This is a genomic window from Hungatella hominis, from assembly GCF_014288005.1.
Taxonomy (GTDB): domain Bacteria; phylum Bacillota; class Clostridia; order Lachnospirales; family Lachnospiraceae; genus Hungatella; species Hungatella effluvii.
Genome location: NZ_JACOPB010000001.1, coordinates 309,736 through 333,557, shown reverse-complemented (window position 1 = coordinate 333,557; position 23,822 = coordinate 309,736). Strand labels below are relative to the sequence as shown.

General features: G+C 48.4%; 22 protein-coding genes. 2 read left to right on the top strand and 20 right to left on the bottom strand.

Annotation, left to right across the window (positions count from 1 at the left end):
• Positions 1-83: 83 nt before the first annotated feature.
• Complete coding sequence (locus H8S75_RS01520) at positions 84-923, top strand: helix-turn-helix domain-containing protein (RefSeq protein WP_002603155.1); 840 nt, start codon at positions 84-86, stop codon at positions 921-923.
• A 105-nt stretch (positions 924-1,028) separates the two neighbouring features.
• Here the strand turns inward: H8S75_RS01520 and H8S75_RS01515 are convergent, their stop codons facing one another.
• Positions 1,029-1,814: a choline-binding protein gene (locus tag H8S75_RS01515; RefSeq protein WP_187018807.1), complete on the bottom strand. Its 786-nt coding sequence runs from the start codon at positions 1,812-1,814 to the stop codon at positions 1,029-1,031.
• Between the two features lie 316 nt (positions 1,815-2,130).
• Here H8S75_RS01515 and H8S75_RS01510 point away from each other — a divergent pair, with 316 nt between their 5' ends.
• Positions 2,131-3,183 carry a DUF4349 domain-containing protein gene (locus H8S75_RS01510; protein WP_187018805.1) on the top strand — a complete coding sequence of 351 codons (1,053 nt, stop codon included), beginning with the start codon at positions 2,131-2,133 and terminating at the stop codon, positions 3,181-3,183.
• Positions 3,184-3,223: 40 nt separating this feature from the next.
• Here H8S75_RS01510 and H8S75_RS01505 read toward each other — a convergent pair whose 3' ends face one another.
• The 19 genes from H8S75_RS01505 to H8S75_RS01415 all read right to left on the bottom strand — a co-directional run bounded on the left by H8S75_RS01505 (position 3,224) and on the right by H8S75_RS01415 (position 23,798).
• On the bottom strand, positions 3,224-4,237 hold the full coding sequence (locus H8S75_RS01505) for a nucleoid-associated protein (RefSeq protein WP_187018803.1): 1,014 nt from the start codon (positions 4,235-4,237) through the stop codon (positions 3,224-3,226).
• Positions 4,238-4,339: 102 nt separating this feature from the next.
• On the bottom strand, positions 4,340-5,632 hold the full coding sequence (locus tag H8S75_RS01500; protein ID WP_187018801.1) for an O-antigen polymerase: 1,293 nt from the start codon (positions 5,630-5,632) through the stop codon (positions 4,340-4,342).
• Positions 5,633-5,784: 152 nt separating this feature from the next.
• On the bottom strand, positions 5,785-7,491 hold the full coding sequence (ptsP, locus tag H8S75_RS01495) for a phosphoenolpyruvate--protein phosphotransferase (RefSeq protein WP_187018799.1): 1,707 nt from the start codon (positions 7,489-7,491) through the stop codon (positions 5,785-5,787).
• Between the two features lie 32 nt (positions 7,492-7,523).
• Positions 7,524-7,787 (bottom strand): HPr family phosphocarrier protein, encoded by a 264-nt coding sequence (locus H8S75_RS01490; protein WP_002603149.1) that lies wholly within the window; start codon positions 7,785-7,787, stop codon positions 7,524-7,526.
• Between the two features lie 31 nt (positions 7,788-7,818).
• Positions 7,819-9,159 (bottom strand): CdaR family protein, encoded by a 1,341-nt coding sequence (locus H8S75_RS01485; protein ID WP_187018797.1) that lies wholly within the window; start codon positions 9,157-9,159, stop codon positions 7,819-7,821.
• On the bottom strand, positions 9,137-10,009 hold the full coding sequence (gene cdaA, locus H8S75_RS01480; protein ID WP_187018795.1) for a diadenylate cyclase CdaA: 873 nt from the start codon (positions 10,007-10,009) through the stop codon (positions 9,137-9,139). Before cdaA ends, H8S75_RS01485 begins: the two co-directional genes overlap by 23 nt.
• Before the next feature lie 30 nt (positions 10,010-10,039).
• Complete coding sequence (locus H8S75_RS01475) at positions 10,040-10,987, bottom strand: ABC transporter permease (RefSeq protein ID WP_187018793.1); 948 nt, start codon at positions 10,985-10,987, stop codon at positions 10,040-10,042.
• Positions 10,984-11,412: a hypothetical protein gene (locus tag H8S75_RS01470; RefSeq protein ID WP_187018791.1), complete on the bottom strand. Its 429-nt coding sequence runs from the start codon at positions 11,410-11,412 to the stop codon at positions 10,984-10,986. The genes H8S75_RS01475 and H8S75_RS01470 overlap by 4 nt, the downstream gene beginning before the upstream one ends.
• A 176-nt stretch (positions 11,413-11,588) precedes the next feature.
• A complete protein-coding gene (locus H8S75_RS01465; RefSeq protein WP_187018789.1) occupies positions 11,589-12,806 on the bottom strand; it encodes an ABC transporter permease in 1,218 nt (405 codons plus the stop codon).
• Positions 12,807-12,823: 17 nt separating this feature from the next.
• A complete protein-coding gene (locus H8S75_RS01460; protein ID WP_002603143.1) occupies positions 12,824-14,032 on the bottom strand; it encodes an ABC transporter permease in 1,209 nt (402 codons plus the stop codon).
• Complete coding sequence (locus H8S75_RS01455; protein WP_187018786.1) at positions 14,023-14,817, bottom strand: ABC transporter ATP-binding protein; 795 nt, start codon at positions 14,815-14,817, stop codon at positions 14,023-14,025. The genes H8S75_RS01460 and H8S75_RS01455 overlap by 10 nt, the downstream gene beginning before the upstream one ends.
• A gap of 13 nt (positions 14,818-14,830) precedes the next feature.
• Entirely contained in the window at positions 14,831-16,348 is a 1,518-nt protein-coding gene (locus H8S75_RS01450) for an efflux RND transporter periplasmic adaptor subunit (protein WP_187018784.1), read from the bottom strand.
• 206 nt (positions 16,349-16,554) lie between these two features.
• Positions 16,555-18,237 carry a bifunctional diguanylate cyclase/phosphodiesterase gene (locus tag H8S75_RS01445; RefSeq protein ID WP_187018782.1) on the bottom strand — a complete coding sequence of 561 codons (1,683 nt, stop codon included), beginning with the start codon at positions 18,235-18,237 and terminating at the stop codon, positions 16,555-16,557.
• 144 nt (positions 18,238-18,381) lie between these two features.
• The gene (locus H8S75_RS01440; RefSeq protein ID WP_187018779.1) at positions 18,382-19,113 is read right to left on the bottom strand and encodes a class I SAM-dependent methyltransferase; all 732 of its coding nucleotides are present in this window, start codon (positions 19,111-19,113) and stop codon (positions 18,382-18,384) included.
• Positions 19,114-19,359: 246 nt separating this feature from the next.
• Positions 19,360-20,346, bottom strand: a complete 987-nt coding sequence (locus H8S75_RS01435) for a D-2-hydroxyacid dehydrogenase (RefSeq protein WP_187018777.1) — start codon at positions 20,344-20,346, stop codon at positions 19,360-19,362.
• Positions 20,347-20,351: 5 nt separating this feature from the next.
• On the bottom strand, positions 20,352-21,254 hold the full coding sequence (locus tag H8S75_RS01430; protein ID WP_187018775.1) for a TIM barrel protein: 903 nt from the start codon (positions 21,252-21,254) through the stop codon (positions 20,352-20,354).
• A complete protein-coding gene (locus tag H8S75_RS01425) occupies positions 21,251-22,144 on the bottom strand; it encodes a nucleoside hydrolase (RefSeq protein ID WP_187018773.1) in 894 nt (297 codons plus the stop codon). The genes H8S75_RS01430 and H8S75_RS01425 overlap by 4 nt, the downstream gene beginning before the upstream one ends.
• 57 nt (positions 22,145-22,201) lie before the next feature.
• Positions 22,202-23,029 (bottom strand): carbohydrate ABC transporter permease, encoded by an 828-nt coding sequence (locus H8S75_RS01420; protein ID WP_187018771.1) that lies wholly within the window; start codon positions 23,027-23,029, stop codon positions 22,202-22,204.
• Between the two features lie 16 nt (positions 23,030-23,045).
• Positions 23,046-23,798, bottom strand: coding sequence for a carbohydrate ABC transporter permease (locus H8S75_RS01415; protein WP_187018769.1), 753 nt, complete (start codon positions 23,796-23,798; stop codon positions 23,046-23,048).
• Positions 23,799-23,822 lie beyond the last annotated feature (24 nt).

Sequence of the window (23,822 nt, the reverse complement as noted above, 5' to 3'; positions counted from 1 at the left end):
TTCTATCGATATTATGCTGTTTTTATTGCATATTGTGTCTATTGCTGTATAATAGAACCGTTGAGGAAAGGAAACAAGAACTTATGACCGGCTACGAAAAAAGAGGGTACTTAAACAGCGACTTTCGGCTGTTCCATTTGACCGATACAAAAAAACAGGATTTTGAATACCACTACCACGATTTCGATAAAATTATCATCTTCATCCGGGGCCGTGTGACATACCGGATCGAAGGCCAGGCGTATGAGCTGCAGCCTTACGATATCGTACTTGTAAGCCATAACGATATTCACAGGCCGGACATCGACCCGTCGGTTCCCTATGAACGGATCATCGTCTATCTCTCCCCCCGCTTCATCACCTCCTACCGTTCCGACACCTACGACTTAAGCGACTGCTTCCATAAGGCGAAGGAGCTGCGTTCCAACGTGCTGCGGATTCATTCGCTGGAGAAGAGCGGACTCTTTAAGACTATCACCGATTTAGAATACGCCTGCGCCCACGATGGATACGCCAAAGAGCTGTACTGCCAGGTGGTATTTCTGGAGTTCATGATCAAATTAAACCGCGCCGCCCTGACCGGACGGGTGGAATACATCTCCCCCGGCACCGGCGACCGCAGAATCTCCGCAGTCATGGAATACATAGCCGGGCATCTGACAGAGGATCTGACCGTAGATCAGATCGCCGACGCCGCTTATTTGAGCCGCTACCATCTGATGCACCTGTTCAAACAGGCCACAGGCTATACCCTTGGTAATTACATAACCGAAAAGCGCCTTTTACTGGCGCGGGATCTGCTTCGCAGTGGGACGCCCGTTACCAGTGTATGCTTTGACTGCGGCTTTAAAAACTATTCTACATTTTCCAGGGCGTACAAAAAATACTTTGAATCCACCCCCTCCGATGCGAAAAAGACGTAAAACAGGCAGCCTGGATAACAGGCTGCCTGCCAAAAGGGCATACCGCTTCGCCCGTGCGTAATTCTTATCCTGTCTTCTGTTTGGAATCCAGCCGTTTGGAATCCATCAGTTTGGAATCTTCATTGTGTGAAGAATATCGTCAATCTCCTGCCATCTCGATGGAATAAACACGGTCTCAATCATCAGTACATAGGAGCCGCAGCGTTTGAAATAGACATCAGCAATTCCCTCTTCACTCTGTATTAACGTGATCTTTGCGAACCCCAGATCGTTGAAGGAAGCGCCGATGACATCGCTTTCGCTTCTATAAATATATTTAAAGTAATAGGCCAGTTCCTCATCCGACCAGTTTTCCCCGTCCAGCTCAGACATATTGATAATGGCGGTGACGATGATACTGTTGCCGTCGGGCGCTGACGCCACCATGTCATACTGTGCCTCCTCCGGCAGAGAGACGGTATTCCCCGAAACAGCCTGATAGGAATCCGGCAGTGTAATCTGGTATCCAACCAGCCGGTTCACGTAGGTCGTCCCGTTCCAGCCGTCATTCAGCCGTACCTGCGGCTGTACCCACGCTCCGGAACCGTCAAACGTATAATCGGTTCCCCCGATATTCCGGGTTGTGCCAGAAACCATGGCCCCCGTATTCTCATCAAAATAGTACCATACTCCGGCGCCATCCTGGAACCAGCCGGTCTTCATAAAGCCGTCCTGCTCCACGTAATACCAGGTTCCCTGGTCCTCTACCCACTGGGCTGCCGCATAGCTGCCGTCATCGTTGTGATACTTCCATCTTCCCTCCTGATTCTCCCAGGTTCCGGCAAATGCCGATGATGCCATTACCGCACTGAGCGCCGCGGCAACAACAGCGGTCCTCCACTTCTTCCCCATATATTACTCCCTTCCCCGCACCGGAACCTTCCGATAATCCCAGCGCGATTCCTTTTTCTATAAGTCTATGGTACCGCCTTTTATATAGACTGTCAAGTATGCTTTCTTTCTCTTTTATTTCGTCTTTGCAGATTTGTTTTTCATTTTTTCTTAATATTGTTTCCAAACATCTAATGTTTTCTTAATCCTTTATTACTTTCGTTGCAATCCATTTTCTGCCATGGTATTCTCTTACTAGGGCGTAGCGGAAAATTACTTTCTGTCATCTGTACGCCCTGAAACCAAATTTAATCCATTCTCAGGGAGGAGAATTATTATGAAAAAAGTGGTTTCACTTATGATTCCGCTCTTTGCCGCTGTGATCGGAATCACCGCATGCGGCTCGGGCAGCAAATCTTCAATGGTAGCAGAAGCGACAGCGGCATACACAGAGGCAGCCGCCGAAACCGTGTCAAACACCTCTGTGACCTATGACTCTGCATCTCAAAAATCCGAAAGCGGTTCTGGCGGCGAACTGGAGATGGATGCGTCAGGTACTCCGCTCCTGCCAGAAGGGCGCAAACTGATCCGCAACATCACGATGCAGGTGGAGACGGAAGAATTCGACAAGATGATCTCCGGCATCAATGCCAAACTGTCTGAAGCAGGCGGCTACATCGAACAGTCCGATATCTCCGGCACCAGCTTGAACTATCGCGGAGAGCCTGTTCCCCGGTACGGCAACATCACCGCGCGCATCCCCAACGATAAACTGGACCGTTTCGTGGGAGCAGTCAGTGACAGCGGTAACGTCACCAACAAATCAGAGTCCACGCAGGACGTAACACTCCAGTACAGTGACGTGGAAAGCCGGAAAAAGTCACTGGAGATCGAGCAGGAACGCATCTGGCAATTTTTGGAGAAGGCCGAGTCCATCGATACGGTCATCACGCTGGAACAGCGGCTCTCTGATATCCGCTACCAGCTGGAATCCATGGAGTCCCAGCTTCGCCTCTACGACAATCAGGTGGATTACAGTACCGTCTATTTAAGCATTTCAGAAGTGACGGCCTACACGCCTGTCACACCGGAGACAACCGGAGCACGAATTAAAAACGGGCTCGCAAAGAATTTCGAGTCCATCGTCACAGCCCTGACGAATCTACTGATCCTCTTCATCACCACATGTCCTTTCTGGATTCCGTTAGCCCTACTCACGGCTATTGTTATTTCCATCGTCCGGCGCCATAACCGGAAGGTCGACAGGATCTATGCGGAAGAAAAGGCAAAGAGAGCCACCGCGCAGAAGACCGGGGATTTGACGGATCAGGGATCGGATAAGGAAGATCGCAAATCGGGTAAGGGATCGGACGAGAATATGGATTCGTAAACAATAAATACATAAATGACATTATAAAACGTCGGGAACATTACCTGCTGGTAATGCTCCCGATGTTTTTAATCAGCACGGATATGCTCCCATCCGCGTTCGTAATAAATTCCACAGAGTTTCTGTTCTGATATTCCTCCATGGGAATCTTAATCTCGATACCGGTATCGGTGGTCAGATACTGTTTTTCGAATTTTTTGGTGGTGGATGGGTTCTGAGGTGTCACCTGTTTTTCCGAAAGATTGTATTTTTCCATCTTCTCCGTAAATTCTTCCTTCAGTTCCGGTTTTTCGTGGAAAATCTTTTCCGCTACGGTTGGAATGTCGATGCTGCCCTGCTCCGCCAGCTCCTGGCTTAAGATGCTCTTCGCCTCCATGTGGGCTTCCCACTGCTCAGACTCATCATAATATCCCTTCTGCACCTGTTCCACTGCCTTGGTTACGATCGAGAGCTCCGTTTTCGGAGACATGCTGCCGTGGCACTGCAAAAACATCTGGGAGAAGTAATTGGTCTTCACCCCGTTGACCTCATACTTTTTTTCCATCACACGCAGTGAGTAATCATTTAAGTCGATCAGGCACGCCTCTGTCAGCTTCTGATTTTCCGCCGGAAGAATGGCGTTCTGGCGGATAATGTCGTTGCAGTTTCCATTTTCCGTATAGTTCGTCATATGAGTATAGGAGGACTTATAGTTCATCTTAAGCAGGGCGATTCCGCACTGCTGTCCCGCGTCGTACCGCACTACCATCAAATCCGCGGACGGAATCTCAATGTTGGAATACATGATGTCAAACAGCTTCTGGGCGATCTCCTGAGACTTCTGGATAAACGTGTCCTCATCCATCTCCGAGACCATCTGGTAAACCGGGGAATCCCCGTCAAACTGGCAGGATTTTCCCTCGTCGCTGGTCATGACCCGGTAAATATGGCTTCTCACAAAATCGGAAAAATCGGATCCGTGCTCCAAAAGGCCCCCTGACATCACCGCCGTCCCCACGGTGGAATCCAGAATATGTATGATGACGTGTGTTACTCTGATATCTTCTTTTTCCATTGCTTACTCCTCTTTCTGTAAATATCTGCAATACAAAATTGTTCGAAGGCACTTAGTGCCGGAGAACAGGCGAAAGACACGGGGTTATCCCGCCTCTCAGGATTACCCGTGTCTTCCGTCATTACGCCAGGAGCAGAAGCCCCATAGCAGGCCTGTAATAATCAAATAAAACCAGGTGGCCGGATTGCTGAACCATGTGGTGAAGAAGGACAGCACCAGATACATCGCAAACTGGGCATAAAACAGATAGCCCACCGGATTGCGTATCCGCTTCATCATCCGGACCAGCAGAAATGCAACCGCGCCCAGAATACAGGCAAACAGAACAACGCCGATGATTCCAAAATCATAGAAGGAATCGTAAAACAGCGTGACCGTCGTCAACTCCTCCTTCGTCACATAGATTGGAAAATCCACCAGGGAGGGAACCAGGAACTTCAGTCCGGTCAGCGCCCACAGGGGGAACAGCATCCGAAGGCCGAAGGTATGGGATGGTAGCCATTCCACCATACAGTTAAAGTTATCGTAGTTATTGGCAATATACATATAAGGCTGTGTGACAAAGATCGGCATCTCGCTGTTCTTCATCTGGAAGATTCCATTTAAATACGAAACGTCATGGCCTCTCGCATAGGTCAGCAGCACATAGATGGGAATCATTCCCAGCACGAGGCCTATAGCGTAAGATATCTTCAGCCGGTTGTCCATGGCGATATACGTAAGTACTGCCAGCCCTACAGCCAGAATCAGCTGGAAACGGGACACGCAGAGAACCGGAATCGCACAGGCGATCAGATCCATGAGGATCACCAGCATCATACGCACGCCGTTCCGCCCCTGCTCGATACAGAAATAGAGCACGGACAGCGCCGGCACCAGGACGCATGAAACCGTAAAATAGTGAACTCCCGTGATATGGAAGGTCGAATACGCATGCGGCACGCCCCGTACGAAAAACGGAACGAATCCCAGGATCAGGGCCTCTGCCAGAAACGCCCCCAGGGACACCGCGGTAACGATGACCATGGACCAGAACAGCGGCCTCTCATAGCCCTGAAAATTAAACCATCTGGAACGCTGGCCTCCCGACTCTCCCTGAGCCCTCATCAGGAACTCATACGTCACCCAGAAGCCTAAAAGCGCCACCAGGAAACAGAGCCATGTGACTATATTCCAGTCCGACGACAGCTCAGACAGCTTCAGACACGCAATCCCCTGTCCTCCAACCCAGAACAGGGAGAAAAGCCCGCGAAGATGAATGATATTCTCCGTCCTCTTATAATCGTACCAGTACAGCCAGACAGCCGCCAGGATAAGAACAAGGCCCGAAAGCCAGTAATACCCCGCCCTCGCAAACAGATAACTGGCTGCGTAACAAATCAGATATACACCCATATTAGTTTGTCTCCTTCATCACAGGAAGGCAGCCGCCAATGCGACAGCTGCCTTCCTTTCAGGATTTTATAATTCGTAAATTCAGCTTGAGATTGCAGTGCAGCCTATGAGCGCTTCGTTCAACCCCGCAGTGCACCTCGACTACGCTCCGCTCATTGCAGTTCGCGCATGTATGCCTCAACTTCTTTGGTTGTCACAAACGACATTGCCTTATCTGCAATTGCCTGCAGTTCTGCGATGCTGTAGCCTGTGATCAGCTTTCTTGCGTTTAAGACCGCGGAAGCGCTCATACTGAACTCATTTAAGCCAAAGGCCAGCAGCAGCGGAATCATCAGCGGATCGCTGGCCGCTTCGCCGCACATGCCTACCATGATGCCCTCCTTGCGGCCGCACTGGATGATGTGGCGGATGCTGCGGAGTACAGCCGGGTTTAACGGGGAGTAAAGGTAGGATACCTTGTCATTTCCTCTGTCTACCGACATGGTGTACTGTGTTAAGTCGTTTGTTCCGATGCTGAAGAAATCCACTTCCTTCGCGAACGCATCGGCCATTAAGGACGCGGCTGCGGTCTCCACCATGATACCCACCTGGATATCCTTCTTATAGGCGATTCCCTTTAAATCCAGCTCTGCTTTCACTTCTTCGATCATAGCCTTCGCTTCCCGGAATTCCTCCAGGCATGTTACCATCGGAACCATAATCTTTATATTGCCGAACGCACTTGCGCGCAGAAGCGCACGAAGCTGCGGTCTGTATACATCTTCCCTGCGGTCCAGGCAGAAACGGATGGCCCGGTAGCCCAGGAATGGATTTTCATCTTTCTTTAATCCCATATATGGAATCTCTTTGTCGCCGCCGATATCCAGTGTACGGATAATCACAGGCTTGCCGTTCATGGCAATGGCTACCTTCTGATACGCCTCAAACTGCTCGTCCTCAGTCGGCATGGAATTCCGGTCCATAAACAGGAATTCCGTACGGAACAGGCCAATGCCTTCTGCGTCGTACTGAAGAACCTTGTCCACATCTTCCGGTTTGCCGATGTTGGCAACCAGTTCGATGGTCACTCCATCCTTCGTTACGGTTGGCTTTCCGATGTACTGGTCCAGTTCCTTCTTTTCTTTTAAATAAGCGGTTCTCTTTGTCTCATATTCCGCAGTGACCGTTTCCTCCGGATTCACGAATACGATTCCTTCCGATCCGTCCAGAACCACAGTATCTCCGTCCTTTACATTGTTTATGAACCCCTCTACCGCAACCACCGCCGGGATCTCCAGGGCTCTTGCCAGAATCGCGCTGTGAGAGGTCTTTCCGCCTAATTCCGTTACAATACCACATACATTGTCCGGATTGATACCGGCCGTCATGGATGGAGTTAAATCCTTTGCAACGATGATGCTGCCAGCCGGCAGTGAGGCGATATCCACGGAACTGACACCGAGTAATATCTTCTGCATACGTGTCTTGATATCACGCATATCGGTTGCTCTCTGCTGCATCAGCTCGTCTCCCATGGACGCGAACATATCGGCATACATGTTGCAGACGTTCTCGATCGCGTATTCACTGCACGCATTCTCCCCTGCGATCGTGTTCTCTATCTCGCCTGTCAGCATCGGATCAGAAAGAAGCATTAAATGACCGTTTAAAATCTCGGCCTCCTTCTCTCCCACTCTCGTAGCCAGATCCTTAGCCAGAGCATCCGTCTCCTCCATCGCCTGATTTAGGGCCGCACGGAAACGTTCCTTCTCAGCCGCTGCATCGGAGATCGTCTCCTTCTTAATCACCAGTTCTGTCTCTTCCACGATAGCGGCTTTCCCAATGCCGATACCCGCAGATGCGCTTGTTCCTTTCATCATAACAAGACCTCCTTATTAATTATAAAATAAATTTATTCGCCCAGTCCGTCTTCGACAGCCTGAACCATGGCAGCCAGAGCCTCTTTTTCGTCCACTCCCTCACAGACGAATTCAATCTCATCGCCGCTTTTTACGCAGGCGCCCAATACGCTGAGCACGCTCTTTGCATTGGCGGTGGTATTTTTAAAACGAAAATTCACCGAAGACTTGAAGTTCATAGCTTCCTTACAAAGAATCCCCGCCGGCCGTAAATGAAGGCCGGTAGGATTCTTTATGACAACTTTAGCACTGACCATATTCTATCCCTCCACACATCGTTACTGATTCTTATTCTGCTGCTTTTTTTGAAGTACCGGCGGTTGCTGGTTCATCCGTCTCCTGGTCAGCTGTCGTCTGTCCAGGACCTTCACTCTCATCCTCGTTATCAGAGACAACAGTCACTTCAAAGTCAGAATAATTCACCACTTCAAACCCTTCTCCCACCTCGAAGGTAAGCTTACCTGCATGGGTTCCAGGCTCCAGTCCGGTCATATCGAGCGCGGCATTCAAATCCTTAATATCCAGTGTATCCAAATCTTCCTTCAGCCCCCTGACCGTCACATCCACGCTGTCCTTGCTGAAGGTATACTCATAATCAGGGTCTGAACCACTGCTGGCTAAATCGGCCAGCTTAAGAGTGTAGGACTTTGTCGTCAGCGGTTCTACCTTTAAGGTAACCGTCACCTGGCTCTGGGCATTCGGTGCGATCGTCGTGCTCGGAGGCAGATAATCGTTCAGATCAAGATGGATCACCTTGTCTGTAGTCGCTCCGTCGATGGTAAGCTTGTCATCGACAACAGAAAGCGCATTGACAGACGCCAGCACTGACTTCGTCGCAACCACAGGAACAACTTTCAAGTCGCTCTCCACTCCTGTGAACCGGTAGCCGGGGGCCACAGTTCCTTTCACTTCGAAATTCAGTGTCAGTTCCTTGGCCTTCAGGATCGCCATGTTATAATGGATGTTTTCCGGAGTAATCGTCAGTTCATCTCCGAGATCCGTCAGTTCTTTATCGTTCGCGTCATAGCACTTGGGCGTTACGTAGCCATCTAAGTCCGCGTTGGCTCCTTCCCGGTTAATCTCAATACCGATCGACGCAATCTTGCCAATCACGGATTCCGGCGCGCGCGCCACCACGTAATCGGAGGACAGGGTGGTAATTCCTGACGCGTAGCCGTCTTCCACCTCTCCTACGTAATTCACCTTTAAGTCAAACTTCTTATTCTGCATGGCTTCCGTTTTCACATGGAGAACCATTGGCTTCGCCGTCACTTCCCCGTTTCTGATCAGGGATACCTTGTTTTTATTCACCTCTATGGTGACCGGCACCGCGCCTGTCACATCGTTATAGTCCTTTAAATCAATATACGCGCTGAAATCGGATTCCCGGAACAGCGAGCTGTTTCTCGTGTTTACCTGGTAACTTACTGTAACGCTGTCCTTGCCGATAATTTCATACGTCAGATTGGCATTATCCAGGATTTCCTTATTACGGACATCCACCGGGATTGTAAACGGCTGTCCGGAAACAACGGGATTAGAAATGTTGACAATCGCCATCCAGATAACAAAGGCAAGAACGAGAGAAACGACTTTCAGGCCGAGATTATTTAGCAATTTTTCCTTCATTTTTCCGCCTTCCCTTCAATATCTTAAATCTGCTGCCTTCTCCTTCCACGTGTTTGATATCCATAAGCAGTTCCCGCAGCGCATCCGCGTCAACCGCGCGCTTTAATCCGCCTTCCGAAGCGACAGAGACACGCCCCGTCTCCTCAGAGACCACGATGGTCAGACTGTCTGTTACCTCGCTGACGCCAACCGCGGCACGGTGCCTCGTTCCCAGTTCCTTGCTGATGGACATGTTGTCGGACAGCGGTAAATAGCATGTCGCAGCCGCCACCCGGTTACCGTGTATGACCACCGCCCCATCGTGGAGTGGTGTGTTGTGTTCGAATATATTAATCAGAAGCTGGCTTGACACCAGACCGTTAATCTCAATGCCGGTTCGTTCGATCTCCTTTAAGGAGTCGCCGCGCTCTATCACCATGAGTGCTCCCGTCTTTACCTTGGCCATCTCAAAAGTAGCTTTCACCAGCTCGTTGATCGTCCGGTCGGTAAATGCGGAATTGTCCTTTCCGTCATCAAAGGTAAGAATTCCTGTAAGCGGGTTTCTGCTTCCCAGCTGTTCCAGCGCCTTTCGAAGCTCCGGCTGGAAGATCACGATCGCCATCGTCACTGCCGGCGTCGCTATCGTATTTAAAATCCACTTGATATTATCAAGACGGAAGATATAGGTCAGCACATAGAAAAACAGTATTAACAGAATTCCTTTTAAGAGAGTCCAGGCTCTCGTATTCATAATCCAGACAAGCAGCTCATAAAGCAGTATCGCTATGATAATAATCTCAACGAGATTCGTCTTGGTTATCCTTGGTAAGAAAGAAACCCAGGAATATAATCCATCTATAATATCTGCCACGAAAGTCCACCTCCCTTTTTCCAGTTTCGCCTAACGCTGTGGTCTCTGGAGTTTTCTGGCATTTATTTTTTGAACCTTTACGTCGGGCGTGCTCACCGTCATCTTCGGCACCGCCTTCACGTAATAATAATAATCGTCATCCTCAAACTGAACGTATTCGGTCCGCGAATAATCCACTGCGAAGACGAAAAACGTATAAATCCCCGACAAGATTAAAGAAACCACCACTCCTATAATGAGCTCACTTACCGGAACTGATACATCCATGGTAATATCTCCGATAAAAATCACCACCAGCTGGGCGATGGTACCCGCCACAATAGCGATGATCCAGGAGTAGTCGAAAGACATATTCTTAAGAATGAACACTACAATGATCGCAGCCGCAAAAGCCGCAATCAGCACTAACATCAGCTTATTCCCGAAGAGGCTCTTCACGATCTGGGAAAAGCGCTGCATCATATCGGCTGATATCTCATTGGTCAGAACCCCCGCGTTCTGTTTGACATACAGAAGCGTATAATAGATAAAAATGCCGCACCCCACCGGAATCACGGAAATCATGCCGCCTGAAAGGCCGACAATCAGTGGAATCGCGTACGGAATCTTCAGTACGAAAAAGATCGGTGTGAGGATCAGAAGACAGCTGTCACCGGGATGGAAGCCGTAGTATAAAAGTGCAACCACCAGGACAAACACCGCCATAACCAGTGTAACCTCAAAGGATACCGCCCATAAGTGAGCCAGCATAAACGCCGCCGCCAGAAAGCTGATCGCACTGTATGGCAGAAACGAACACGCCAGCGCCAGCACCAGAGGAACGAGCGGATTCGTTAGCTTTGTCATGAAACCGATATTCCGGTTCATCAGCCAGAACGCAAGGTAACTGTATACAAACTTGATTACCGGCGTAATATAAATGTCAAACTTTGCATAAAATTCCTTTAATCGTTCCTTGAAAACAAGAAGACTCATCATTGGGTCCGTCCTCCTTTAGTCCGCGCTCCGGGTCTGGAATTACCTTCATAACGTTTGTCCAGCCTCTTAAGTTTTGCCATATAGACCTTCATCCCACGGCTCGCGTAGTCGTATCGCCTCGCATAAATGCACAGGCTTATGATGAGGTAGACCACCAGTCCGGCCAGATAGATCAAGCCCACCTTCATACCCAGTTCAATGAGACTCTCGATCCGCATGACATTCAGCCACTTTTCAATATCACAGAGCACCCACAAGACAAGGCCCAACAGAAAACTCAGGGTATAACTGAAAAAGGAACGCAGCAGTTTGCTGCTGATATAATCACTTTTAAAATACCGGTTTACGGGAAATATCCTGTTCCCCTCTTTTTTCTCGAACATGGCGAGGTTCGTCATGATTTTGATTTTTTCTTCACTCAGCATAGGCTCTCCTCAATACACCATAACATATCATCTTATTATAGCATAGAACTTTTTACTTGGCGAGACCCATCTGGAGATTTTTATAATTTTGTAAAGTTCAAAACCGGGGACACCCCTGTAAAATACAGGAAAATCCCCGGCCACATACACTTATTTCTTCATGATTTCGAAAACTTTTATTCGTACCGCAGCGCGTCGATCGGGTCTTTTTTCGCCGCCTTTGACGCCGGATACAGGCCAAAGAACAGGCCGACCAGAGCGGAAAAGCCAACCGCCACGACGACGACCTGGGGTTTCACTACCACAGAAATTCCGAACATCGCGCCGCCGCCCATGACCAGCCCCGCGCCGATCATCACGCCGAGAATGCCTCCCAATGCGGACAGAATCGCGGATTCCGTCAAAAACTGTATCATAACATCCCGAGTCTTCGCCCCAAGGGCCTTTCTGATTCCGATTTCCCTGGTTCTTTCCGTTACAGACACCAGCATGATATTCATGATTCCGATTCCTCCGACCAGCAGAGAAATGGCCGCTATCCCGCCTACAGCGGCGGACAGGCTGCTCATCATGCTGTCGTTCCCCTTCATCTCATCGAGTGCAGAATAAAATGTCACATCCGCCGGCTGCCGATCCTTAAGCCTTGCAAGATAAGGGACCATACGCCCAGACAGTTCGTTCATATCCGTCCCTTCTTTCGCATAAAAGTTCAGCTGGAACAGATAATCATTGGGCCACGAAAGGATTGTGTACGGGATAAATCCCTCCTTCGTCTGCCCCGGCATCATGGACATCATCATCGCTTCGAACGGTGTCATCTCTTTTTTATATACTCCGACTACATTATAATCGTCCGTCTCGCCATAGACCGTGGTCCGCAGCGTCTTGCCAACGGCATTTTCCGTTCCGAAGAGCTCCAGCGCGCCCTGCGCTTCCAGAACCACATTCTTTTTACGCCCCTTAATATCAGCCTCATTTAAATTCCGTCCGTATAGAATATTGATCTTCTGTACGTCAGGATAATTGTAATCGATACCCTGGAACTGGAATTTCACTTTTTTCCGGCCAAACAGCGCTTCACTGCTGTAGTAGGCGTTGGTATCCATATACTCAATATCGTCATGAAATACTTCTTTAATCCGTTCCATTTGCTCTAAATTAAAGTAATCGCTGTCCCGCATATCTCCGCCGTCGGATGGCCAGATATAGATGATCGCCCGCGTCATACCCACATTGGCATATAAATCGGCTACCATGGAACGCATGGTGTCGCCGATGGACACGATCGCAATCACCGAACCGATACCGATGATGATTCCCAGCATGGTGAGAAAGGAACGCATCTTATTCGCTTTGATGGCATGCAGTGCCATAAACATATTTTCAAGCAGCATGATGGTCTCTCCCTTCCCTATTCATAGCGCAGCGCATCGATAGGATCGGCCTTTGCCGCCTTTGATGCCGGATACAGGCCAAAGAAGATTCCAACCAGGGCGGAAAATCCGACCGCCACAATGATTACGGACACCTTCACAACAGGGACCATCCCCATGGCGCTTCCGCCGATCATGACAATCCCCACTCCCAGCAGAATTCCGATCACGCCTCCACAGGCCGACATAAGCGCCGACTCTGTCAAAAACTGCATCATGATATCGCCGGTACGGGCCCCCAGAGCCTTCCTGATTCCGATCTCCCTGGTACGCTCCGTCACGGATACCATCATGATATTCATGATACCGATACCGCCTACCAGCAGGGAAATCGCTGCAATGCCGCCTACCGCGGCAGACATACCGCCGAGCACGCTGTCCACGCTTCCCATCTGTTCCACGACAGACTGGGTCATGATATCCGTTACCGGCCTTCCTTTTATCTTTGCAACGTAGCGGGCAATCTCAGGCAGAAATGTCTTCATGTCCACGCCGTCCTTCACATAGAAGTTCAAATCCTGAAAATAATCGCTGGGGCGGGTGAGAATCGTATAGGGCATAAAGCCCGACTGCGTCTGGCCGTTCCCCATCATCATCGCCTCCAGAGGCGACAAATCCTTGCGGTAGACGCCTACCACTGTATATTCCTCGGTGGTTTTATTGATTGTCATACGGAATGTTTTGCCGACACAATTGGCTGTCCCGAACAGCTGCTCCGCACCCTTATCTTCCAGCACCACGTTATTCCTGCGCCCTCTTACATCGGCCTCGCTCAATTCACGGCCGTAAATAATGTTCGTGGGCTGCACCTTCGTATAATTGTAATCAATCCCCTGAAACTCGTATTTTACCTTGTTTCTTCCATAAACTGCCTCGGTGCTGGCATAGGCGTCGCTGTCCATATAGGATATCTTGTCATGAAACACTTCCTTCGCCCGGTCCAGTTCGTCCAGGGTGAAATAATCGCTCATTCGAAAATCATCGACACGCCAGGATACCATCACGATCGCCCGGTTCACACCTATGTTTTTATAGGCATCCGCGTAGAGGGACCGCATGCTGTCACCGACAGAAACGATGGCGATCACCGACGCGATACCGATGATGATTCCCAGCATGGTAAGGAAAGAGCGCATCTTGTTAGACCGGATGGCGTGGAGCGCCATGGTCATATTTTCTAGCAGCATGGCGTCCCTTCTTTCTGCATTTTCACTGCTTCCTCTTCCGTAAGCTCCTTCGGAATATTTCTCTTATCACTCACCACCTGGCCATCCCGGAACCGGATAATTCGCTCCGTGAATGCGGCGATGTCTTCCTCATGGGTAACCACAACGACCGTGGCGCCTTCCTTGTGCAGCCTGGAAAACAGTTCCATGATCTCCACGGAAGACGCGGTGTCTAAGTTACCGGTTGGCTCATCTGCCAGAATCAGCGGCGGTTCATTAGCCAGCGCCCTGGCGATGGCGACTCTCTGCCGCTGTCCGCCGGAGAGTTCGTTCGGCATGTGTTCATACCGCTCTCCCAGGCCCACGCGCTCCAGAAGCTCCAGCGCGCGCTGTTCCCGCATTTTCTTTGATTTATGGGCATACGTCATGGGCAGTTCTACGTTCTTCAGTGCCGATGTTCTCGAAATCAGGTTGAAGGACTGAAATACAAAGCCGATCTTTCTGTTCCTGATCGCAGACAGCGCGTCGGGACTCATGTCGGCCGTATCGATTCCATCCAGATAGTAATGGCCCATAGTCGGACGGTCCAGGCACCCCAGAATGTTCATCAGGGTGGATTTTCCGGATCCGGACTGTCCCATGATCGCCACAAATTCTCCCCGCTTAATGGTCAGATTGATTCGTTTCAGGCCCAGAACCTTGATGGATCCGGTATCGTATATCTTCACCATATCCACCAGCCGGATCAGGTCATCCGATACATTCTCGGTCATGTAGGAAGGAAGCCTTTTTTCCCTTTTCCACATATTGCTTCCTCCTTTACTGTGCGGCCGGAACAGCTACAACGGTCATGCCGTCTGTAAGATTTGCCGCCGGTGTCTCAACGATCTGCATTCCCTCGGTCAGTTTTCCTTCTTCCGCCGGGATCACTTCCACCTGAATATCACTCTCAACTCCGGTGGTCACAGGGATCATATGGGCGATGTTGTCTTCTATCGTTACGATTGCGGTGCTGCCATCCGGCTGCTGAAGCAGAGCGGAAACCGGAACGACCCACGCATCCTCCGCCTTCTGCAGTTCGATCTTTGCCTTCGCAGTAATGCCTGCAATCAACCGTGTATTCTGGTCAATAATGCGGACCGTCGTCGGGATCACGCGCTCCGTGGAACCGTTTCCTTTTTCCTCACCGGTCGGGGAAATGGCTGTCACCTCGCCCTTCACAACCTCGCCGTTTAAGATATCCGCGCTGATCTCTACCGGCTGGCCAATCTGGACTTTACCGATGGAATACTCACTGACATTGATCTTCATCTCCAGTACGTCCAGATTCTCGATAATGAACATCGGCTTGTCGTCATCTGTCTTATCCGCAAAACGGCCTACCTTACAGTTGACCCGTACCACCGTACCGGCGATCGGGCTGGTCACACGCGTATTTTCCAGCAGTTCCTTCTTCTGGTCCAGTTCGAAAGCCGCGTTCTCAATCTGAAGGGAATACGATTCATTGGCCACTGGTCTGCCGTCTTTTAATGTAAATGTCTTTAAATCGCGCTGTGCATTGTTCAGTGCGTCGGAAGCGGTCTCCAGCTCCAGCTGGGAGGCACTTCCCGACTGGAACAGTACATTTGTTCTGTCGTAATTGGCCTTGGCGGCATCGTAATCCTGCTTTGCCTTGGCATAGCCGTTCTCAGCCTCGATCTGTTTCTCATTATATGTAGTAACTGCAAGGTCATAGGCATTCTGAGCGATATCAACCTCTTTTTTCGCATCCTTCTCATCCAGAGTGGCCAGCAGCTGGTCCTTTTCCACACGGTCTCCCTCTTTTACCGGGATCTCCAGAATCTCTGCGTGTAAATTGGATACCACCTCCACACTGTCCGTTCCCTCGACGGGACCGCTTACGGAAAGCATCTCCACCACTTCGCCCCTGGTCAGAGGGAATGTAGATGCCATCATCTGGGGCGCCTTGCCTCCGCCCATCACTTTGGAGGCTCCGAAAATAACCACCACCGCGATGGCGACGCCAGCGAGGACTTTTTTCTTGCCGCTCCATTTTTTACGGCGTCCTCTTTCTCCGTTTTTCTTCTTCTTTTTTTTCTTCTTGCCGGAAGTGTCTTCTTCCATGAGCTCTTTCAGTTCTTCGTTAAAATCCTCGTCGCTCATCGGATCTTCCATCACCGGTACAGGCTTCGCCCCGCCCCTCCGGCTGCGCTCCGGCTGAACGGTTTTCTCTTCCGCTGCAAAGGCCTCAGCATCGGCCACGACATCATCCATCTTTACCTGGATATCGTCCGCCTCTTTACCGTCTATTTCCACGTGGTTGAATTCGTCTTTCATACGTCTCTTTCCTCCTGATTAATATCTCGCTCCATTCTCCCCCATTATAATGGCATCTCATAATCTTTTACAACAATAAATTCTTATAATTTTCTAAAGTTTTTACCAAATTTACCATTATTTTTGTAAAATAAATTTTTATTGATCCGATAAAAAAAGAAGAGACCTGCCAGCGGCCCCCTCTTTCTTACCGTTCGTTAAATAAATCACACATCCCAGAATTTCTTTTCAAAGTCCTCCAGAAGCAGCGGTTTTGATATGTAATATCCCTGAATGCAGTCGGCCTCCAGGGAACAGACCGTGTCCAGCTCATTCTTTCGTTCTACGCCTTCCACGCATACGGAAATCCCCACTCTGTGACAGAGCTGGATGACCGAACCGATAAATGACCGGTTAAATTCATTCTCTTCATCCCCGATGGCGGTGATAAACAGGCGGTCGATCTTCACGATATCAGCCGGCGACTGGGACAGCATACCCAGAGAAGAGTATCCGGTTCCGAAATCGTCCATGGCAATTTGTATATTCAAATTCCGCAGAAGCTTAAAGGCTTCTTTTAGCGCCTCCATATCCGTGACGAAACAGCTCTCCGTCAGTTCCAGCACGATGTGGGCGGGCGGAAGATCATATTGATTCAGAATCTGTCTCACGAAATCAATAAAAGACTCGTCGAGCATCTGCAGATAGGAAATATTTACATTCATAATAAAATCAGGCTGATAGCGGAGCCACTTTTTGCAGGTTCGCACCGCCTCCTCCAGAACCCATTTTCCGACCGGCACAATCAGGCCGCAGGCTTCCAGAAGCGGTATGAATTCAACCGGCGAAACTACTCCGTAAGACTCGCAGGACCATCGAAGCAACGCCTCGGCGCCAGAGACCCGCAGCGTCTCCGAATGCACAAACGGCTGATAGACGAGGTGAAATGCTTCCATCCCGTTCATCACACTGAGCTGAAGACGGCTGGAAAGCTCCAGCGCGCGTCTTCTGATGCGCATCATATCCTGAGAAAAAAATGTGACCGTATTTTTTCCATTCTGTTTGGACACCTCGAGAGCGCTTAACGCGCAGGTCAGAAGTTCCTGATAGCCACTGCCATCTTTTCCCATTATAGCTACGCCGACAGACACCGTAAGAAAATACGAACTGTCATCGATCTTATGGGGCCTGTTGCAGTATGCATGTATCTTCTGATACAACGCCCGCAGTTCCTCTTCCCCCGCGCCGGGATAAACGATGGCAAACTCATCGCCGTCAAACCGGTACATGGCCGCCTCAGAGGGCAGAAGCTGCTGAACGCTCTGTGCAAACTGGCGCAGTACAGCATCACCAAAGATGTGGCTGTTTAAATCATTAATTCTCACGAAATCGTCCAGTCCCAAAAGAAGGATACCGCCTTCTGCGTTTTCCTCATTTTCAAATATCCGGCCGACTTCCTTCTCACACTCCCGGTTGGTAAACAGCCCTGTCGTATAGTCAATCTTGCCTTTGCTGCCGAGATCTGTGACCACTCCGGCAAAAATAACAGGCTCGCCCTCATCATTTCTCTTCAGCACACCGCGGCAGCATACCCAGACGTACTCTCCCTTTCGGTTAAGCACCTGGTATTCCACGTCGTGCACATCGGTCTCACCATTCAGCATCACCTCGATCGATCTGGAATACCGTTTGAAGTCTTTAGGGTTGATCAGATCCCCCCAAACAGAAACGAGTCCCGGCACAAGTCTTCCTTCCAGCTCGAAATCTTTCTGCATATTCGGGGATACCAGTGCGACATCAGTCTTCATGTTAATAATATAAATATAATTATCCGTGCTTCTGACCAGAGCGCCGTAAAACATACCGGCATCTGCGCCAAACTCGGCAAAAAGTTCATCCTCTGAAGCCATTGTTTCCCCTTCTTCCTGTGTACGGTTTCCTTATATGATTTCTTTATGTCTATACTGTGTGGTGTTCTCTATGATGTTTTCTATATGATGTTTTCTGTGGAATTCTTCCCGCGTTCTTTAATACATTGTACTATACAGGCTGTTTTACTTTTTCTGCACTGCTATAATCAGCATCATTGGCCGCCTCATCTCGTCCTCCATCCCCGGAATGTCCATCATCTCTTCCGGCGGCTGCGGTTCGATAATATTCTTAAACGCAAATCCGTTGAAAAGCAGTGTATTCAAATATGTGGTCAGTGTCCGGTGGTATTTGGTCACGTGCTCGCCAAGGAATACTGCCTCCCGCTCACCTTCATAATAGTAGCGGTCCACTGGGAAATGAAGAATCCTGCCCTCTTCATCATAGCACCAATCCTGATCCCCGCGCGAAGTGAACACCGGATGCTCCACGGAAAATACAAATGCTCCCTCCGGAGCCAGCCAGCCGTTTATCTTTCGGACAAGCTGCTTGAAGTCTCTGACGTAATGAAACGCCAATGAGCTGATCACGACGTCAAAGGATCCGGCCGGAAAATCCAGATCCTCCATGGCACTGCAGCGGTATTCAATCGCCTCATGGCTGTTTTTCTGCTTCGCGGCGGCCAGCATCTTCTCGGAAATGTCTGTTCCCAGGACGTATTGTGCTCCATTCTGAGCGGCATACAGACAGTGCCAGCCATAACCACAGCCCAGATCCAGGACCCGTTTGCCGTTAAATTCAGGGAGAACTTTCTGTAACTCAGACCACTCACCGGCCCCTTTTAAGCCCTGCTTCGAGCGGTCCATCTCGCTGTACTTCTTAAAAAATAACTCATCATCGTATTTATTTTCCTTCACAGTCCGGTTTCCTGCCTTTCTGCCATGCTGTCCTTCTTTGTCCTGGTCTGTTATAGGGATCCGGGACATTCTATGGTTGCTCTATTTTACCATATTTGTAATAATTTTACTATCAAAAGATTTTTCTGCCCGGCTGATAAGATATATTGAAATAATAAAAATGCAGCTCCAGAGATTGACACTGCAAATCTCCAAGGCTGCATTTTATTCAATTATCTTCTGTACTAATGGCGGCTCTGTTTTATTTTACTTTTTACTGCCAGCCCCATTTAATGCCGCTGCTACCACATTTTGAGGCGCCCCCTCCAGGAAATGCTTTAAATTATCTACCGCAATATCCATCAGCCTTTTTCTCGAATCTCTGGAAGCCCACGCAATATGCGGCGTGATAATAGTGTTCGGTGCTGTCATCAAAGGGTTATCCTCTCTGACCGGTTCCTCAGACACCACATCTACCGCTGCTCCTGCCACTTTACCGCTTAAAAGAGCGTCTTTTAAATCCTGTTCCACAATCAAAGGACCTCTGGAATCATTGATAATCATGACACCGTCCTTCATCCTGGAAATCGTATCGCGATTAATGATTCCTCTGGTGCCGGAGTTCAAAGGGCAGTGCAGACAAATTACATCTGCTTTCGCCAGCATTTCTTCAAACTCCGCATAACGGCAATGTTCTGTCTCCAGTTCTTTTCTATGGACTGCATCAAATACTTTCACTTCCATACCGAGCGCTTCTGCTATTCTGGCCGTTTTCTGTCCAATCCGGCCAAATCCTATAATGCCCATAGTTTTGCCCGCCAGCTCGATGAGGGGATAATTCCAGAAACACCAGTCCTCACTTCGTGCCCATGCGCCTGATTTTACACAGTCAGAGTGATCTCCTACATGATGGCATAATTCCAGCAGAAGCGCTATGGTATATTGAGCAACTGCATCGGTTCCGTAGGCTGGAACATTTGTAACTGTGACTCCTGCTTCCCATGCAGCCGCTGTATCAACAACATCATATCCTGTCGCAAGTACACCAATATACCTAAGAGACGAACAGGACTGAATCGTTTTGCGTGATATTGGTGTCTTATTTGTAAATACTGCTTCCGCGTCCTTTATCCGCTCCTCAATTTCCGAAACCGGTGTTCTGTCATATATTGTCAGTTCACCATATGCAGCTAAGTCTTCCCAGGATAAATCACCGGGATTTTCTGTATAACCATCCAATACTACAATTTTCATAAGTATTATTCCTCCAACAATGCCCACGCACGGTTAATCACTCGTTTCGTGTTCGCCAGAATAATCTCTCCGTCCTCGTTATTCCATGGTTTTACTTCCAATGACAGAACATACGGCTTCCTGGAGTTGAAAAATCCCTCACTTTTCAAAATCCGGAAGAAATCCAGAAGTTCCGGCGTGTCATTGGCACTGCCTGGAAAGCCAAATCGTGGATGCTGGTCTCCATAGGCTTCCAATGATTCCTTCACAACCGCGTTCCCAATATGGAAATGCGTAATATACGGGCGCAAAGTACGAATCACAAACTCTGAGGTCTCATATGTAGTCGGAAAATGGGACAAATCTACCAACAAGCCAAAATTGCTGCAGCGTTTCCTCATTTCAGCAGCAAATTCTGCCGCAAGAGGTGCCGGTCCAATCAGAGCTGCCTTATCCATGTTGTAATCGAACACTTCCAATTCCACTGTCATCTTTTTTTCCGCAGCATAAAGACAGACATTCTCACAGGTTTTTATAAGCTGCCCAAAAGCCTCCCCTTTCGTCTCTTCCTCCCACTTTCCAGCCAGAAAAGCAATACCCCCAGCCCCCATATACTGTGCCTCATCGACAGCATCCATTAGAATTTTCTGAGCCTCCAGGCGCTTCTCCTCATCTATGTCATTAGGATTTTTCCCTGCTCCCAGAAGTCCTGGCTGCGCTCCGTAGCAGACTTTCATATGGGATTGTGCAAGCATATCACGTACTTGCCCGCGCACTTTTGCATCTTCTATGTGTGTAATTTCAATGGCGCTCAAATATTCGTCACATGCAATCTTTTTCACTGCTTCTAAAAGCGGATATGACTGGGGCGGATATGACATCCACGCTATTGTTCCAACGTCAAAATACTTTTGTATTGGATCTTTCATACACTGCCTCCTGTTAAATATTCCATACCTTCGTAAAACAAATCCCATGTTTTCTTTACATCAATGTCATATACCCTCACCATCTGTCCATGTTTGTGAGTATGCTGAAAATACATAAATCTAGTCATCTCCGGCACGTCTGTAATCTCATACATCGCCCAGGCGGGCTGGTAAAGGAAAGAGAAATCTCCCATATCAAAGAATCCTTTGTCGCTTTGGCCAAACCATTTCTTCCTGTCCCTGAACTCATGCAAAAATTTACCCAATTCTCCCAACGGTGCAAGTTTTTCTTTTGTCTCCTCATAAGAGGCACAAATAAAGGTTCCCGTATCAAACCAGATAAGAGGGACTTCTGATTCAAGCAGAGTCTGTGTTGCTATGATATCTCCATATACATTAAACTGTTCATTTCGCTCCGGCCATGTATGTTCGCTTCTTGCATGAAACACATAACGAACTCTGGATATAATTTCCGGTGCCTTTAACAGTGCACAGGCCAGATCTGTGGCAGCTCCGATCCCAACAACCCATAACGGATCCTGCGGTGTTGATTCCATGGCCTTCCGGATAATCAGATTAACGCCTTCACTATCAACCGGTGTATTACGATACTGCATTGGGTGAGAACCTTCGGCTATTGGAAATTTATTTTCCATACCGGCCTTTTCAAGCAGCTCTTTCAACAGTTTAAAAGATTGTTCCTTGGAATCGGAAGGGCCATTTCCGGAAAAATGAGCTGCAACAATACCCTCAATTTTAAATCGCTCCGGATGGCCGAAAACAATTGCCAGAGCGTAGAGATCATCAATTTCGTTTGCTACATCTGAGTCAATCAGGATTCTCACGATCTCTCCTCTGGGAGGGATCTGCGGTATAATACGATAATTCATAATAATCAATATCCTTTCCTGTCCTTTGAGGACAAAGTCTTAAACATACACAGCCTGTCACGATTTTACACCTCCGGCAACCATTCCTTCAATAAAATGCTTCTGAAGCAGGAGAAACGCCAGTATTCCCGGTACCATAACCAGCACCGAGGCTGCAAACGCATAATTCCACTGTGTGACAAATTCTTCAAAGAAATTAAAGATAGATGGAGTCAAGGTCCTCATTTTTTCACTCTGCAGCAGCACCATCGGCATCATAAAATCATTCCATATCCACATAATGTTTAAAATAATGACAGTCGTAACAGAAGATTTCATCAAGGGAAAAATAACTTTCCAAAATGTTCGAAATGCTCCGCTTCCGTCTATAGCGGCTGCTTCTTCCAGTTCTGCAGGAATTGTTTTTATAAAACCAGTAAACAGAAACACAGCAAACGGGACTGCTGCAGCCGTATAATATACAATCAGGCTGATGTGAGTATTTACTAGTCCGGTTTTATAGAACAGCCGTACCAGCGGAATCATAATTGCCTGTCCCGGAATCATAATCGTAGCCAGAAAAAAAAGATACATTGCCTGATTAAAGTGAGTGCGGTATCTGGCTATGGGATATGCTGCCATAGAGCCAATTATGACAATAAACAAAATCGATCCGCCGCATATTACCACCGTATTAAAAAATGCTCTGGGATAATCCATTTTTGTCCATGCTACCACGTAATTTCCAAATTCCAGTACAGAGGGTAGTCCAACCGGATTGCGCATCAGATCACCGGTCGACTTTAGCGACGAGAACACCAGATTCATCACCGGAAACATATAAATAACGGTAAAAAGAATCATAACCAGTTCTAATAAAATTTTTCGCAGCCTAAGCTTTTGCATAATACTCCTCTCCGTCCTACTGATATACCGCGTCTTCCTTCTTTCTTAAATAAGAAGAGATGAGCAAAGAGACAACCAATACAATTCCAAATAAAATAACTGAGATCGCGGATCCAAAACCGGCTTTTCCACTATAGAAGAAAGTCTGTGAATACATCAGTGTGGTAAGTGTCTCTGAAGCAAAACCGGGACCTCCCCTCGTCATGGAATAGATTTCATCGAATACTTTGAGTCCCTGAATTATCGCATTTAAGATGCCGACAGTAAAAGACGGGATAATCAGAGGCGCTGTTATATATTTAAATTTGCTGAAGCCTGATGCACCGTCAATATCTCCGGCTTCATATAAATCCTTTGGTACCGTCTGCAGACCGGCTAAATAGATAACCATATATTTTCCTGCTATCTGCCAGATTGATACGACAAGTACCGCATAAAGAGCCAGATTTGGATTTCCAAGCCAATCCTGATTTAAAAAGGAGATTCCTGTATATTTTTCAATTAAATATCCTACGCCATATTCCGGGTGGTACAGATATGTCCATGTATATCCGCTGATTACAAGACTAATCATCGTCGTGCTTAAAATACAGGTTCTTAACAGCTTCTGAGTCTTCAATCCGGAATTTAAAGCGAGGGCAAGAGCAAGACCCACAACGTTCTTGAACACTGCAGCCAGCACCGCATAAATGAGCGTATTTTTCAGGGCGCCTCTGGCGCCGTCCATTTTAAAAAAGTTTATGAAGTTATCAAACCCGACAAACTTCATGGACGGCTCCAGAATGTCCCATGA

What these genes read in the sequence shown, in the direction of transcription:
- H8S75_RS01520 (WP_002603155.1), top strand. Translation starts at nt 84, where the DNA reads ATGACCGGCTACGAAAAAAGAGGGTACTTAAACAGCGACTTTCGGCTG.
- H8S75_RS01515 (WP_187018807.1), bottom strand. Translation starts at nt 1,814, where the DNA reads ATGGGGAAGAAGTGGAGGACCGCTGTTGTTGCCGCGGCGCTCAGTGCG.
- H8S75_RS01510 (WP_187018805.1), top strand. Translation starts at nt 2,131, where the DNA reads ATGAAAAAAGTGGTTTCACTTATGATTCCGCTCTTTGCCGCTGTGATC.
- H8S75_RS01505 (WP_187018803.1), bottom strand. Translation starts at nt 4,237, where the DNA reads ATGGAAAAAGAAGATATCAGAGTAACACACGTCATCATACATATTCTG.
- H8S75_RS01500 (WP_187018801.1), bottom strand. Translation starts at nt 5,632, where the DNA reads ATGGGTGTATATCTGATTTGTTACGCAGCCAGTTATCTGTTTGCGAGG.
- ptsP (WP_187018799.1), bottom strand. Translation starts at nt 7,491, where the DNA reads ATGATGAAAGGAACAAGCGCATCTGCGGGTATCGGCATTGGGAAAGCC.
- H8S75_RS01490 (WP_002603149.1), bottom strand. Translation starts at nt 7,787, where the DNA reads ATGGTCAGTGCTAAAGTTGTCATAAAGAATCCTACCGGCCTTCATTTA.
- H8S75_RS01485 (WP_187018797.1), bottom strand. Translation starts at nt 9,159, where the DNA reads ATGAAGGAAAAATTGCTAAATAATCTCGGCCTGAAAGTCGTTTCTCTC.
- H8S75_RS01475 (WP_187018793.1), bottom strand. Translation starts at nt 10,987, where the DNA reads ATGATGAGTCTTCTTGTTTTCAAGGAACGATTAAAGGAATTTTATGCA.
- H8S75_RS01470 (WP_187018791.1), bottom strand. Translation starts at nt 11,412, where the DNA reads ATGCTGAGTGAAGAAAAAATCAAAATCATGACGAACCTCGCCATGTTC.
- H8S75_RS01465 (WP_187018789.1), bottom strand. Translation starts at nt 12,806, where the DNA reads ATGCTGCTTGAAAATATGTTTATGGCACTGCATGCCATCAAAGCGAAT.
- H8S75_RS01460 (WP_002603143.1), bottom strand. Translation starts at nt 14,032, where the DNA reads ATGCTGCTAGAAAATATGACCATGGCGCTCCACGCCATCCGGTCTAAC.
- H8S75_RS01455 (WP_187018786.1), bottom strand. Translation starts at nt 14,817, where the DNA reads ATGTGGAAAAGGGAAAAAAGGCTTCCTTCCTACATGACCGAGAATGTA.
- H8S75_RS01450 (WP_187018784.1), bottom strand. Translation starts at nt 16,348, where the DNA reads ATGAAAGACGAATTCAACCACGTGGAAATAGACGGTAAAGAGGCGGAC.
- H8S75_RS01445 (WP_187018782.1), bottom strand. Translation starts at nt 18,237, where the DNA reads ATGGCTTCAGAGGATGAACTTTTTGCCGAGTTTGGCGCAGATGCCGGT.
- H8S75_RS01435 (WP_187018777.1), bottom strand. Translation starts at nt 20,346, where the DNA reads ATGAAAATTGTAGTATTGGATGGTTATACAGAAAATCCCGGTGATTTA.
- H8S75_RS01430 (WP_187018775.1), bottom strand. Translation starts at nt 21,254, where the DNA reads ATGAAAGATCCAATACAAAAGTATTTTGACGTTGGAACAATAGCGTGG.
- H8S75_RS01425 (WP_187018773.1), bottom strand. Translation starts at nt 22,144, where the DNA reads ATGAATTATCGTATTATACCGCAGATCCCTCCCAGAGGAGAGATCGTG.
- H8S75_RS01420 (WP_187018771.1), bottom strand. Translation starts at nt 23,029, where the DNA reads ATGCAAAAGCTTAGGCTGCGAAAAATTTTATTAGAACTGGTTATGATT.
- H8S75_RS01415 (WP_187018769.1), bottom strand. Translation starts at nt 23,798, where the DNA reads ATGAAGTTTGTCGGGTTTGATAACTTCATAAACTTTTTTAAAATGGAC.